The sequence below is a fragment of the Streptomyces sp. NPDC006365 genome (assembly GCF_042870755.1).
Lineage (GTDB): Bacteria > Actinomycetota > Actinomycetes > Streptomycetales > Streptomycetaceae > Streptomyces > Streptomyces xiangluensis.
In genome coordinates, this window is sequence record NZ_JBIAHS010000017.1 from 197,401 (window position 1) to 211,166 (window position 13,766).

Genomic DNA, 13,766 nt, shown 5'->3' on the forward strand with positions numbered 1-13,766 from the left:
CCCGGCCGCCGGAGGGCGTGCAGCAGCTCACTGGGCCCCCATGACGCGCCGGTGCAGTCCACCGTCGAATTCGGACGATCCGTCGGTGGGGAGGTCCAGGTCGATGCGGACTGTGCGAATGGTCCCGGTGAACTCGTTGTCCAGGGCGGGATATTCGTCGGTCACCGGTGTACTGAGGTCCACTCCTACGTCGAGTGTCTCGTCGAAGGAGAAGTAGTAGGGGATCGTCCGGTCGACCCGGCCGGTCGCGTGCTTCTCGCCGTCCACCAGGAGCACGGCGGTTCCGCCCTTGCCGAGTCCGCCTCCGTCATAGTCGAATTCGAGCCGGACCTCGTGCCGTCCCGGTGTCAGGGACCGGTCACCGCGAACGGTGTACAGGCTCATTCCGAAGTAGTTGTAGGCGTAGGCCGGCCTTCCACCGGTGACATAGAGGGTCCAGCCGCCGAATCGGCCGCCCTGCGCGATGAGTACGCCCTCGGCCGCCGTGTCCGGCACGTCGATGTCCGCGGTGATGCTGTGCGAGCGGTTCTTGATGTTGGGTGTGGTCTCTTCGGTGAACCGGCGCATTCCTCCGCGGTAGGTCACGGACTTCCGGTTTCCGAGCAGATCGATACGGCCGGCAACAGCGGGGTTCTCCCGTTCGGTGACCCGGTCGTCCAGGGGGAAGACCTGGTACTTCGCGGCTTCGATCAGGAAGAGATCCTGCAGGCCGCGCAGCTTCTCGGGGAACTCGGCGGCGAGGTCGTGGGCCTGACTCCAGTCGTGGTCGAGATCGTAGAGCTCCCACACGTCGTCGGCGAACCGCCGGTTCTTGTCCGGGATCATCTCCCAGGGGATGCCGTGCCGGGTGACCGCCATCCAGCCGTCGTGGTAGATGCCGCGGTTGCCGCACATCTCGAAGTACTGCGTGCGGCGATGCTCGGGCGCCTGGGGATCGGTGAGTGTCCGCCGCATGCTCGTCCCCTCGATGGGCTGCTGCGTCACCCCGTCGACGCTGAACGGCGCCGGGACGCCCACGCAGTCGAGGATCGTCGGCAGCACATCGATCACGTGGGAGAACTGGTGACGAAGGCCGCCTCGTTCCCCGACGCGCTCGGGCCAGTGCAGGATCATGCCGTCCCGGGTGCCGCCGAAGTGTGAGGCCACCTGCTTGGTCCACTGGTAGGGGGTGTTCAGCGCGAGCGCCCATCCCGCGGGGGCGATCGGGTAGCTGTGCGGGCCGCCGATCTCCTCGAGGTGGTCGATCATCTCGTCCGGGTCGTCGACGATGCCGTGGCCGAGCCGGTGCTCGACGATCGTCCCCTCGATGCCGCCTTCGCCGGAAGCGCCGTTGTCGCCGAGGATGTAGAGGACGATCGTGTTGTCCAGCTCGCCGAGTTCCTCCACGGCGTCGATGAACCTGCCGACCTGTACGTCGGCGTGTTCGGTGAAGGCGGCGAAGGTCTCCATGAACCTGGCTGCCAGCCGGCGCTGGTTGCCGGTGAGTTCGTCCCAGTGCGGGACGCCTTCCGCCCAGCTCGCGAGTTCCGTGTCCTCGGGTACGACGCCGAGATCCTTCTGCCGCCGCAGCGTCAGTTCGCGTTGCTGGTCCCAGCCGTGGTCGAAGCGGCCGCGGTACTTCTCTCGCCACTCCGGGCCGACGTGCAAAGGCGCGTGCGCGGCGCCGAGCGCGAGGTAGGTGAAGAACGGCCGGTCGGGGGTCAGGGTGCGCTGCGTACGAACCCAGTCGATGGCGTGGTCGACGAGGTCCTCGGAGAGGTGGTAGCCGTCCTCGGGCCGGCGGTCCGGCTCGACCGGGGTGGTGCCTTGGTACAGCAGGGGGTACCAGTGGTTCATCTCGGCGCCCATGAACCCGTAGAAGGTGTCGAATCCCTCCCCGGTCGGCCAGCGGTCGAACGGCCCGACCGCGCTGATCTCCCGCGGTGGGGTCTGGTGCCACTTGCCGAAGGCCGCCGTGCTGTAGCCGTTGCCCTGCAGGATCTGGGCCATGGTCGCCGCGCTGCGCGGCCGGAATCCGTTGTACCCGGGGGCCGCTGTGGCCATCTCGGTGGTGCCGCCCATGCCGACCGAGTGATGGTTGCGTCCGGTCAGCAGGGCCTGCCGGGTCGGCGAGCACAGCGCCGTCACATGGAATCGGGTGTAGCGCAGGCCGCCCTCGGCGAGTCGTTCCGCGGCCGGCATCTCGCACGGCCCGCCGAACGCGCTGGAGGTGCCGAACCCGAGGTCGTCGACGAGCACGATCACCACGTTCGGTGCGCCCTCCGGCGGAGGAACCGGACCGATGGGAGTGAAGGCGGTCTCCTGTTCGTGGACGTCCATGGCGGTCGTCAGGGGCCGATGAGTGTCCGGCCGGGGGAGTATGTGCCGTCCGGCGTCGAAATCGGTCATGTAATTCTCCGTCGGGATAATGCCACCCGCTCTTTTCCCGGCAAAAGTGACAGGCGATCCGACGCCGGTCAATAAGGAACCTCGAATCCTCCTGAACCGGTTTTGAATCAAGGCAATAGAAAACTTCTATACCGGCAGGGCCCGGCGTCATTCCTGGTCAGGTGAGGCTGCCAGGTCCACGAACGCCTGGGCAGCGGGCGACAGCGGGCCCGACCGCCAGACCAGCCGGCCATGGCGCAGCAGCCGCGGACGGTTGGACAGCATCCGAGCGCCGCGGAGCTCGGCGTCCTTGGCCATGGAGGTGGGCAGCAATGAGGCGCCGACGCCGGAGAGGACCAGCGGCACGATCATCGCGCGATGGGCGGTCTCCACGACGATCCGAGGTGTTACGCCGAGCGCGGTGCACACGTCGTCCAGGGCTGCCCGGGTTTCGGTGCCCGGGGGCGTCACGATCAGGTTCAGCGCGGCCAGTTCACGCGAGGTGATCGTGCTGCCTCCCGGATGTGGGTGGTCCGGGGGCAGCACGACGTGCATCTCCTGCTCCGGCAGGTCGAGCCCGCGGAGGTCCGTTGTGGCCACCGAAGCGTCCACCAGTCCGAGTTCGCACTGGCCGGCCGCGACCATGAGCGCCACGTCAGGTCCGCGCTCCGGGTCGACCACGCGCACGGAAACCTTCGGATACGCGCGATGGAAGCGCCCCAGCATGCCGGCGAGCGGATCGACCGAAAGGGTTGTCTGCGCAACGATGTCGAGCCGGCCACCGCTGAGCCCGAGGACTTCACGGACCAGGGAACTGGCCGTGGACAGGTCCCGCAGGACCTGCTGCGCCGGCTGGACCAGCGCCTCACCCGCCGCGGTGAGTGCGACGCCGTGCGGGAGGCGGTGAAACAGGCTTCCGCCGAATTCACGCTCCAAAGACCGGATCGCATGGGACAGCGAGGGCTGTGCGACGTGGAGCGCAATGGCCGCGGCTGTGAATCCGCCGTGCTCGACCACGGCGATGAAATATTCCAGCTGGCGTCGTTCCATGGGATCTCCGTTAATTCCAGGTAACACTATCGTCGGTCGGTCTGTCGGTCGGAATCTCGGAATCCGGGATCGCAGGGCTGCCGGCCCGCGGCCCGTGGGGAACTGACGAGTACTGCCGACTGGAAGTGCACCGTGCGGCACGTCGACGACGCTCACGACGGCGCCGGCGCCGGCGCCGCGCACAGCGACGACATCTTCGAGCACGGTGGCTTCGTCGTGCACGGCGGGGATCCCTGTCGAAGCCGAGATCCTTGACCCCCCGGCCGGCACTCCACGATGCTGTGTTGCGGCACATGAAGTGTGTGCCGTAATGGGCAACACATGATTCAGTACCAGCCAAGGAGTGGCCATGACTCACCAGGTCCGTGCTGTTGTCGCGCGGGGGAAGGGCGCCCCCGTCAGCCTGGAAACGATCACCGTGCCCGACCCGGGCCCGGGAGAGGCGCTGGTGAAGATCGAGGCCTGCGGGGTCTGTCACACCGATCTCCACTATCGCGAGGGCGGTATCAACGACGACTTCCCCTTCCTGCTGGGCCACGAGGCCGCGGGTGTCGTGGAGTCGGTGGGAGAAGGGGTCACCGACGTCGCGCCCGGTGACTTCGTCATCCTCAACTGGCGTGCGGTGTGCGGGCAGTGCCGGGCCTGCCTGCGCGGACGGCCGTGGTACTGCTTCAGCACCCACAATGCGAAGCAGAAGATGACCTTGGCCGATGGCACGGAGCTGTCGCCTGCGCTGGGCATCGGCGCGTTCGCGGAGAAGACGCTGGTGGCGGCGGGGCAGTGCACGAAGGTGGACCGGGCCGCGTCGGCGGCCGCTGCCGGTCTGCTGGGGTGTGGCGTGATGGCGGGCATCGGCGCCGCCATCAACACCGGCAATGTCGGACGCGGTGACAGCGTGGCGGTCATCGGCTGTGGCGGCGTCGGGGCCGCGGCCGTCGTCGGTTCGAACCTGGCGGGCGCGGCGAAGATCATCGCGGTGGACATCGACGACCTCAAGCTGGACAACGCCAAGAAGCTCGGGGCGACTCACACCGTCAACTCCAAGGACGCCGACCCGGTCGAGGCGATCCGTGACCTGACCGGCGGCTTCGGCGCCGACGTGGTCATCGAGGCAGTCGGCCGCCCGGAGACGTACAAGCAGGCGTTCTACGCCCGCGACCTGGCAGGCACGGTCGTCCTCGTCGGTGTGCCGACCCCGGAGATGAAGCTGGAACTGCCGCTGCTGGACGTCTTCGGCCGGGGCGGCGCGCTGAAGTCCTCCTGGTACGGCGACTGCCTGCCGAGCCGGGACTTCCCGATGCTCATCGACCTCTATCTGCAGGGCCGCCTGGACCTGGACGCCTTCGTCACGGAGACCATCGCGCTGGACGAGGTCGAGAAGGCGTTCGAGCGGATGCACCGTGGCGACGTGCTGCGCTCGGTGGTGGTCCTGTGACGTCCGGCGCCCGCATCGAACATCTCGTCACTTCGGGCAAGTTCACGCTCGACGGCGGCACCTGGGATGTCGACAACAACGTGTGGATCATCGGCGACGACAGCGAGGCGGTCGTCATCGACGCCGCCCACGACGCCGAGGCGATCGCCGAAGCCCTCGGTGGGCGCACCCTGCGCGCCATCGTGTGCACCCACGCCCACAACGACCACATCGGTGCCGCACCCGAACTCGCGGCGCGCACCGGCGCCCCCATCCTGCTCCACGGCGACGACCTGCCGCTGTGGAAGCAGACCCATCCCGACCGGATGCCCGACGGCGACCTGGCCCACGGCCAGGTCCTCACGGTGGCCGGTGTCGGGCTGACCGTGCTGCACACCCCCGGCCATGCCCCGGGTGCGGTCTGTCTGTACGCGCCTGTCCTGAGGGCCCTCTTCAGCGGTGACACCCTGTTCGCGGGCGGCCCGGGGGCGACGGGAAGGTCGTACAGCGACTTCCCGACCATCGTCGATTCCATCCGGTACCGGCTGTTGCCTCTCCCGGACGCCACCGTCGTACACACCGGCCACGGGGAGACGACCACCATCGCCGCCGAGGCCCCGCACCTTCAGGAGTGGATCGACCGCGGGTTCTGACCGCCGCCCGTCGAACAGTGCACGCCCGCCCTCGGCCATCCCGGCCGAGAGCGGGCGTGCGTGCACCTGTCCAACCCGGGAGTGGGGGCGAACGGCTGGGACACCCCCCTTGACCGGGGCGAAGGGGGTGGTCCAGCCGTTGTGCCTTCTCTCGCGCTTGTTTCTCATCGCGTGTGAAGTTGTGTGATGGGCAACTCAGATCGACGGCTCAAACGGCCCTCGGAACGCCTTGACAAGGGTTCTGGCCGACTCCAGACTGATGTTGCGCTTACCGCAATCCGTTTCGCTATACGCACCGAGGTGGTCATGATGATTCCCGCGTGTCCCCTGGCGGATCTCCCGCGAGGAGAGGCTTTCCGACTCGAGATCGACCCGCCGGTCACGGTGTTCCACACCGAGGACGGCGAGTTCTTCGCCATCGACGACACGTGCACCCACCAGGACGCCTCGCTCGCCGACGGCTGGGTGGAGGACTGCTGGGTGGAGTGCCCCCTGCACGCCTCGAAGTTCAACCTGAAGACCGGTGAGGTCGACGCCCCGCCGGCCAAGCTCCCCGTCCGGACCCACGAGGTCGTCGTGGACAACGGCATGGTCTACGTGCAGCTGTCCACGTCCGCCCCCAACCTGCCGCACTGCGTCGCGCGCAAGCTCGCCGGAGCCCTAACGTGAGGACGGTGGCCGTGGTGGGCGCCTCGCTGGCCGGGCTGTCAGCGGCGCGCTCACTGCGGAAACAGGGCTACGACGGGCGGCTGGTCCTCATCGGAGACGAACTCCACCGCCCGTACGACAGGCCACCGCTGTCCAAGGAGTTCCTGGCCGGAACCATCGGCGAAGCGGAACTCGTGCTGGAGACGGACGACGAGGACCTGCAGGCCGAGTGGCTGCTCGGCGTTCGCGCCACCGGACTCGACCGCACGAACCGCGCCATCCGGCTCGCCGACGGCCGGGAGGTCCGCGCCGACGGCATCGTCGTCGCGACCGGCGCCGCCGCGTGCACCCTGCCCGGCTCCGAGGGCCTGGCAGGAGTGCACGTCCTGCGCACCCTGGACGACGCCCGCTCGCTACGGGACGAACTGGCGGGTGGCGGACGGCTGGTGGTGATCGGCGGCGGATTCGTCGGTGCCGAGGTCGCTTCCACCGCCTACGCCCTCGGGCTCGACGTGACGGTGGTCGAGGCCGCCCCGACGCCGCTCGCCGGACCGCTCGGCGAGGCCATGGGTGCCATCGTCTCCGCTCTCCACGCGGACCACGGCGTACGGCTGTTGTGCGGCGTGGGCGTCAAAGGGCTGAGCGGGGAACGCCGTGTGGATGCCGTCCTGCTTGAGGACGGCCGCAGCGTCCCCGCCGACATCGTCGTGATCGGTGTGGGCGCACGGCCATGCGTCGAGTGGCTGGAAGGATCCGGCATCGAGCTCGACAACGGCGTCAAGTGCGGTGCGGACGGCCGCACCAGCCTGGCCGGTGTGGTCGCGGTCGGTGACTGCGCCAACTGGTACGACCCCCGTGCGGGCGTCCATCGTCGCGTCGAACACTGGACCGGCGCCAGGGAGCGCCCCGACGCCGCCGTAGCCACGCTGCTGGCGGGCGGCGCGATGGAACCGGGCGTGCCCCGGCCGCCGTACTTCTGGTCGGACCAGTACGGCGTGAAGATCCAGTTCGCCGGTCATGCGGCCGGAGCCGACAGCGTGACGATCGAGGAAGGCACGGCGGACGAGCGCAACGTCCTGGCCGTCTACCGATGTGCCGGTCAGCCGGTCGCCGCGCTCGGGATGAACCAGCCGCGGCTGTTCACCCGCTGGCGCAAGCAGCTCTCCCGCACCACCTCTTGACATCGCCCCTTGGGCATCCCATGCTGCGGTTTCACATGGCACGCAGCGTTGCTCCATACACAACGCCGTCCGGAGTCGGTCATCCCGGCGCGTGAATGACCCTTCCACGACGTCCCCGAGGAGTGCACCGTGACCTCGACCAGCCTGCCAAACAGCCTGATCGCCACCCTCCCCGGCTCCTCCTACACCGATCCCGAGATCTTCGCCCAGGAGCAGGCGCACATCTTCGAGACCATGTGGTTCTGCGTCGCGCGTGCGTCCGACCTGGCGAAGCCCGGCGCCTTCCGGACCGTCGACGTGGGTCGCGAGAGCATCCTGGTCACCCGCGCCAGGGACAACTCCGTCCGGGCCTACTTCAACGTCTGCCGGCATCGCGGAGCCAGGATCCGTACCGAGCAGAGCGGCGAGGTCAAGCGGGCCTTCCAGTGCCCGTACCACGCCTGGACGTACGACCTGAACGGCAAGCTCGTGGCGGCGCCCAACCTCACCAAGATGCCCGACATCGGCCGTACCGAGTACGGCCTCGTGAGCGTCGCCGTCCGTGAATGGCTCGGCTACGTCTGGGTCTGCCTGGCGGAGAACCCGCCCTCCTTCGAGGAGGACGTCATCGGCGACGTCGTCAGCCGCCTCGGCGACGCCGAGGCGATCGGGCGCTACGACATCGCGGCCCTCTCGGTCGGCAAGCGGATCGTGTACGACGTCAAGGCCAATTGGAAGCTCATCATCGAGAACTTCATGGAGTGCTACCACTGCGCCACCATCCACCCCGAACTGACCGAGGTGCTCCCCGAGTTCGCCGACGGCTTCGCCGCTCAGTACTACGTCGGTCACGGCGCCGAGTTCGGTGCGGAGGTCCAGGGTTTCACCGTCGACGGCAGCGAGGGCCTGGACCGCATTCCGGGCGTCGCCGAGGACCAGGACCGCCGCTACTACGCGATCACCGTCAGGCCGCAGGTCTTCATCAACCTCGTCCCCGACCATGTGATCTTCCACCGCATGTACCCGGTGGCCGTCGACCGCACCATCGTGGAGTGCGACTGGCTCTATCTCCCCGATGTCGTCGAGAGCGGCAAGGACGTCAGCCGGTCCGTGGAGCTCTTCGACCGGGTCAACCGGCAGGACTTCGACGCCTGCGAGCGCACCCAGCCCGCGATGAACTCCCGGATGTACGCCAAGGGGGGCGTGCTGGTGCCCAGCGAGCACCACATCGGTGCCTTCCACGACTGGGTGCACGAGCGCCTGGGGACACAGCAGTCGCAGTAGCGACTGTCGCATGCGCGGCCCGCGCCTGACCGTAAGCGGTGCGGGCGGTGCCGGTGGCGGACGGGCCGATCAGCCCAGGTACCCCATGCGGTGGCTGATCTCGTCCGCGCCCTTCATCAGCACGGGAGCGAGCTCGTGCAGGCGCTCCTTGGTGAGCCGGTACCCGGGCCCGGAGGCGCTCAGTGCCGCGACGACCTCTCCGTCCCGGTTGCGGATCGGAGCGGCCATGGCGTGGAGGCCGAGCTCCAGCTCCTCCAGGGCCCAGGCGTAGCCACTCTCCCGGATGTCGACGAGGTTCTTCTCGAGCTTCGTCTTCGCGGTGATGGTGTGCTTGGTGACCTTCTTCAGGCCGGACACGGCCAGCACCGTGGCGCGTTCCTTGGCGGGGAGGTAGGCCAGCAGGATCTTGCCGCTCGAGGTGGCGTGCAGCGGGGTCAGTTGGCCGACCCAGTTCTGCGCGGTGACGGCCCCGGGGCCGCGCACCTGGTAGAGGTTGACCGCGTAATGCTCCTGCAGCACGGCGATGTTGACGGTCTCGCCGATCTCCTCGGCCAGGTCCTCGCAGACCGGGCGGCCCTGCTGGGTGATGTCGATGCGGCCCGTGACCGCTCCGGCCAGCCGCACGATGCCGAAGCCGAGACGGTACTTGCCGCGCTCGCCCGCCTGCTCCACCAGGCCGCGCGCCTCCAGGGCGCCGAGCAGGCGGAACGCGGTGGACTTGTGAACATCGATCTCGGCCGCCACCTCGCTGACTCCTGTCTCGCCGCGGCGAGCCAGGATCTCTAGGACGCTGATGGCGCGATCGACCGACTGCACTCCGCCAGCATGTGAATTTGAGGTTCCGGTATCAATGTTGTAGTTGCTCACAACGCAACTATACCCAGAGTAAACAACGCCACTGCAAGTAACGGCGACGAAATGAGGTTGCGCGCATCGCAACCTGGTGCGTATAGCGATACTGTCGCTAGCATGCTCGCGTATCTACGGCGCGAGCGAGACGAGGCACCATGGCTCCCTCCCACTACGACTTCGTCATCGTCGGCGGCGGATCGGCCGGCAGCGCACTGGCGAACAGACTCTCCGCGGACCCGGCGAACCGGGTGCTGGTTCTGGAAGCCGGCCGGTCTGACTACCCGTGGGATGTCTTCATCCACATGCCCGCGGCGCTGACCTACCCGATCGGCAGCCGCTTCTACGACTGGAAGTACGAGTCCGAGCCCGAACCCCACATGGGTGGCAGGCGCGTCTATCACGCGCGAGGCAAGGTGCTCGGTGGCTCCAGCAGCATCAACGGCATGATCTTCCAGCGCGGCAACCCCATGGACTACGAACGCTGGGCGACCGACCCCGGGATGGAGTCCTGGGACTACGCGCACTGTCTGCCGTACTTCCAGCGGATGGAGAACTGTCTTGCCGCCGACCCGGACGACGAGTTCCGTGGTCACAGCGGACCACTCGTCCTCGAACGCGGCCCGGCGACCAACCCGCTCTTCGGCGCCTTCCTCAAGGCCACCGAGGAGGCGGGATACGCGCCCACGGACGACGTCAACGGCTACCGGCAGGAAGGCTTCGCCAAGTTCGACCGCAACGTTCACCGCGGACGTCGTCTGTCGGCCTCGAAGGCGTACCTCAAGCCCGCGATGAAGCGACCCAACCTCAGGGTCAAGACCCGCGCCCTCGTCACCCGCGTCCTCTTCGAGGGCAAGCGCGCCGTCGGCGTCGAGTACCGGCGCGGCCGGGGCGCGCTCCAGCAGGTCCGCGCAAAGGAAGTCATCCTGTGCGGCGGCGCGATCAACTCCCCGCAGCTGCTGCAGCTTTCCGGCGTCGGCAACGCCGAGGAGCTGTCGGCCCTCGGCATCGACATCGTGCACGACCTCCCGGGCGTCGGCGAGAACATGCAGGACCACCTGGAGGTCTACATCCAATACGGCTGCAAGCAGCCGGTCTCCATGCAGCCGTACATGGCGAAGTGGCGCGCCCCCTTCATCGGGCTGCAGTGGCTCTTCCGCAAGGGCCCGGCCGCCACCAACCACTTCGAGGCCGGCGGCTTCGCCCGCAGCAACGAGGACGTGGACTACCCCAACCTGATGTTCCACTTCCTGCCCGTCGCGGTCCGCTACGACGGCTCATCCCCCTCGGGCGGTCACGGCTACCAGGTGCACGTGGGCCCCATGTACTCCGACGCCATCGGCTCGGTGAAGATCAAGAGCACGGACCCGCGCGAGCACCCCGCCTTGCGCTTCAACTACCTGTCCACCGAGCAGGACCGCCGCGAGTGGGTCGAGGCGATCCGCGTGGCGCGCAGGCTCCTCAACCAGCCCGCGCTCGCTCCCTACAACGCCGGTGAGATCTCGCCCGGTCCGACGGTGGAGACGGACGAGGAGATCCTCGACTGGGTCGCGAAGGAGGGCGAGACCGCCCTGCACCCCTCCTGCACCTGCAAGATGGGCACCGACGAGATGTCCGTCGTCGACCCGGCCAGCATGCGGGTGCACGGGTTGGAGGGCCTGCGGGTGGTGGACGCCTCCGTCATGCCCTACGTCACCAACGGCAACATCTACGCGCCGGTGATGATGATCGCCGAGAAGGCCGCCGACCTGATCCTCGGCAAGGAACCGCCGGCGCCGTCCAAGGCCGCGTACTACCGCCATCGCGACGCACAGAAGCAGGCGGGGTAGGCGCCTTGGGCGCCGAAGGCGGGCGCCGCCATCGGGCGTCCGCTGTCGAACGTTTGCCCAGCGCTCCACTCTTCAGGCTGGAGGTGGGGGGAATCTTGCCCTCAGCGGCCCGAAGGAGTGCGGCGCCGTTGTTGAAGTCGCCTTGTCCGACAACAGGGTTGGCGGATCTACCGCCGGACGGGCGGAAAGTAACGCTTGTGGAGGCCCATGTAAGACCGATCTCTTCGGAGACCGGCAAGGGCCCGTGAAGCAGGAACCCATGGTGGTGCCGCGAAGCGCTACGGACCGGAATCGCCTGCCCCCGGGCAGGCGAGGGCGTCAAGAGGTGCTGCCCGCGAAGGCATCGACGACGTGTTCGTCCCGGCCGACGACTCCAACCCGTCGGTCGGCACCTCCCATGGCACTCTTCCGGTGCTGCGCAGGCTGGTGGAGCTGGGCAGGCCCTTCACACACGTCGACTCGCGTGTGCTGGGGGAGTGGATCGCCCGGATGCGGCGTCGGGACGTCACCCTCCCGGTCCATGTGGGCATTGCGGGGCCTGTGCAGCGGGCGAAGCTGCTGTCGATGGCCACGAAGATCGGGGTGGGGGAGTCGACGCGCTTCTTGACGAAGCACGCCTCGTGGTTCGTAGCTTTCGCGGCACCCGGAGGGTATTCCCCCGAGAGGCTGCTGGCCCGCGCGGAGAGGGTCCTCACCGCACCCTCGGCGGGGGTGGCGGGTCTGCACCTGTTCTCCTTCAACCAGATCGCCGAAACGGAGCGGTGGCGCCGCGCGCTGCTGGACCGGCTGGGCGGCTGAACGCTCCGCGCTCATCGCCTTCCTCCTGCACCCGTTCTGACCGCGGCGGTGCGCCGAAAATCGTATACGAGATGCGGCATGCCTGGTCGGCGGGACGGAACCGGTAACGCAGGGGCCGACCGGCCCCTTGCGGAATCGTCATCTTCAACCTCTTGACGCGTGTGTGCGCATTCGCCATGGTGTTCCACCACAAGCAATTGAATGCATGATGCGCAACGCATTTCTGGTGAAGGGCTGGGCGCGTGGCAGACCTGTATGTGGACGGCGAATGGCGGGAACCGCTGGCCGGAGGCCATCGCGAGATCCGCTGTCCCGCTGACGGCACGCTCACCGCGACCGTTTCGGAAGGGTCTCGTCCCGACACCGAGGCGGCTGTCGCCGCGGCCCGCCGTGCCTTCGACGAGGGGCCCTGGCCGCGCACCCCCGAGCGGGAGCGCGGCGCGCTGCTGCTGCGCACCGCCGACCTCATCGAGCGCGACGCCAAGGAGTTCGCCCGGGCCGAATCGCTGGACACCGGCAAGCGGCTCGTGGAGAGCGAGTACGACATCGCCGACGTCGTCTCCTGTTTCCGCTACTACGGCGGGCTCGGCGGCACCGACGCCGGCCGCGTGATCGACACCGGCCGCGACGACGCCGTAAGCCGCGTCGTCTACGAGCCCATCGGCGTGTGCGGACTGATCACTCCCTGGAACTACCCGTTGCTGCAGGCCAGTTGGAAGGTCGCCCCCGCCCTCCTCGCCGGCAACACCATCGTCCTCAAGCCGAGCGAGCTCACCCCCTCCACGTCGATCCTGCTGATGAAGGCACTTCAGGAGGCCGGTCTCCCCGCCGGCGCCGCCAACCTCGTCCTGGGTGCCGGGCCCGAAGTGGGCGCACCGCTCTCCGAAGATCCCGCCGTCGACATGGTCTCCTTCACCGGAGGCCTGCAGACCGGCAAGCGGATCATGGCCACGGCCGCGGCGACTGTGAAAAAGGTGGCGCTGGAGCTCGGCGGCAAGAATCCCAACGTCGTCTTCGCCGACGCCGACTTCGAGACGGCCGTGGACTTCGCCCTCACGGCCGTCTTCCTGCACTCCGGGCAGGTCTGCTCGGCAGGTGCCCGCCTGATCGTCGAGGACTCCCTGCACGACGCCTTCGTGGACGAGGTCGTCCGCCGCGCCCGGCAGATTCGCCTCGGTGGTCCCTTCGACCCCGATGCCGAGACCGGCGCGCTGATCTCCGCCCAGCATCTGGAGAAGGTCGAGGCGTATGTGGCAGCGGGCCTCGCCGAGGGCGCCGTACTGCGCTGCGGCGGTGAACGGCCCGACGACCCCACCCTCGCGAGCGGCTACTATTACCCGCCAACCCTCCTCGACGAGTGCCGACAGGACATGCGTGTGGTGCACGAGGAGTCCTTCGGACCCGTGCTCACCGTAGAGCGCTTCACAGACGAGGACGACGCCGTACACATAGCCAACGACACCGAGTACGGCCTTGCCGGAGCCGTTTGGACGCAGGACGCCGGCAAGGCTCAGCGGATCGCCCGGCGGTTGCGTCACGGCACGGTGTGGATCAACGACTACCACCCCTATGTGCCGCAAGCGGAATGGGGTGGATTCGGGCACTCGGGCGTGGGCCGGGAGCTGGGACCGACAGGCCTGGACGAGTACCGAGAGCCCAAGCACATCTGGCAGAACATCCAACCCAGGCCGCAGTACTGGTTTCGCGGCTGAAC

General features: G+C 68.2%; 10 protein-coding genes and 1 pseudogene. 8 read left to right on the forward strand and 3 right to left on the reverse strand.

Translation table 11 applies throughout. From position 1 onward, the window contains the following. Positions 1-27: 27 nt before the first annotated feature. Together ACFYO0_RS35205 and ACFYO0_RS35210 are read right to left on the reverse strand one after the other, a co-directional pair. Positions 28-2,388: an arylsulfatase gene (locus tag ACFYO0_RS35205; RefSeq protein WP_388684402.1), complete on the reverse strand. Its 2,361-nt coding sequence runs from the start codon at positions 2,386-2,388 to the stop codon at positions 28-30. 147 nt (positions 2,389-2,535) lie between these two features. Beyond that, entirely contained in the window at positions 2,536-3,639 is a 1,104-nt protein-coding gene (locus ACFYO0_RS35210; protein WP_388684405.1) for a LysR family transcriptional regulator, read from the reverse strand. 127 nt (positions 3,640-3,766) lie between these two features. Here ACFYO0_RS35210 and ACFYO0_RS35215 point away from each other — a divergent pair, with 127 nt between their 5' ends. The 5 genes from ACFYO0_RS35215 to ACFYO0_RS35235 all read left to right on the forward strand — a co-directional run bounded on the left by ACFYO0_RS35215 (position 3,767) and on the right by ACFYO0_RS35235 (position 8,576). After that, a complete protein-coding gene (locus ACFYO0_RS35215) occupies positions 3,767-4,852 on the forward strand; it encodes an S-(hydroxymethyl)mycothiol dehydrogenase (RefSeq protein WP_388684407.1) in 1,086 nt (361 codons plus the stop codon). Next, positions 4,849-5,484 (forward strand): MBL fold metallo-hydrolase, encoded by a 636-nt coding sequence (locus ACFYO0_RS35220; RefSeq protein ID WP_388684408.1) that lies wholly within the window; start codon positions 4,849-4,851, stop codon positions 5,482-5,484. Before ACFYO0_RS35215 ends, ACFYO0_RS35220 begins: the two co-directional genes overlap by 4 nt. A 306-nt stretch (positions 5,485-5,790) precedes the next feature. Next, positions 5,791-6,153: a bifunctional 3-phenylpropionate/cinnamic acid dioxygenase ferredoxin subunit gene (locus ACFYO0_RS35225; RefSeq protein ID WP_388684410.1), complete on the forward strand. Its 363-nt coding sequence runs from the start codon at positions 5,791-5,793 to the stop codon at positions 6,151-6,153. Beyond that, a complete protein-coding gene (locus ACFYO0_RS35230) occupies positions 6,150-7,313 on the forward strand; it encodes an NAD(P)/FAD-dependent oxidoreductase (protein WP_388684411.1) in 1,164 nt (387 codons plus the stop codon). The genes ACFYO0_RS35225 and ACFYO0_RS35230 overlap by 4 nt, the downstream gene beginning before the upstream one ends. Positions 7,314-7,442: 129 nt before the next feature. Beyond that, positions 7,443-8,576 carry an aromatic ring-hydroxylating dioxygenase subunit alpha gene (locus ACFYO0_RS35235; protein ID WP_388684413.1) on the forward strand — a complete coding sequence of 378 codons (1,134 nt, stop codon included), beginning with the start codon at positions 7,443-7,445 and terminating at the stop codon, positions 8,574-8,576. 69 nt (positions 8,577-8,645) lie between these two features. Here ACFYO0_RS35235 and ACFYO0_RS35240 read toward each other — a convergent pair whose 3' ends face one another. Further along, positions 8,646-9,392, reverse strand: coding sequence for an IclR family transcriptional regulator (locus ACFYO0_RS35240; RefSeq protein WP_388684416.1), 747 nt, complete (start codon positions 9,390-9,392; stop codon positions 8,646-8,648). A 191-nt stretch (positions 9,393-9,583) separates the two neighbouring features. On the opposite strand from ACFYO0_RS35240, the gene betA reads away from it, so the two are divergent. From betA to ACFYO0_RS35255, 3 genes and pseudogenes are all read left to right on the forward strand, one after another. Beyond that, on the forward strand, positions 9,584-11,254 hold the full coding sequence (gene betA / locus ACFYO0_RS35245) for a choline dehydrogenase (protein WP_388684417.1): 1,671 nt from the start codon (positions 9,584-9,586) through the stop codon (positions 11,252-11,254). Between the two features lie 339 nt (positions 11,255-11,593). Next, a pseudogene (locus ACFYO0_RS35250) lies at positions 11,594-12,052 on the forward strand (5,10-methylenetetrahydrofolate reductase); the annotation flags it as partial. Between the two features lie 242 nt (positions 12,053-12,294). After that, positions 12,295-13,764: an aldehyde dehydrogenase family protein gene (locus ACFYO0_RS35255; protein WP_388684420.1), complete on the forward strand. Its 1,470-nt coding sequence runs from the start codon at positions 12,295-12,297 to the stop codon at positions 13,762-13,764. Positions 13,765-13,766 lie beyond the last annotated feature (2 nt).

Excerpts from the sequence above, each read along its gene's own strand:
- ACFYO0_RS35205 (WP_388684402.1), bottom strand. The coding sequence starts at position 2,388 with ATGACCGATTTCGACGCCGGACGGCACATACTCCCCCGGCCGGACACT.
- ACFYO0_RS35215 (WP_388684407.1), top strand. The coding sequence starts at position 3,767 with ATGACTCACCAGGTCCGTGCTGTTGTCGCGCGGGGGAAGGGCGCCCCC.
- ACFYO0_RS35225 (WP_388684410.1), top strand. The coding sequence starts at position 5,791 with ATGATGATTCCCGCGTGTCCCCTGGCGGATCTCCCGCGAGGAGAGGCT.
- betA (WP_388684417.1), top strand. The coding sequence starts at position 9,584 with ATGGCTCCCTCCCACTACGACTTCGTCATCGTCGGCGGCGGATCGGCC.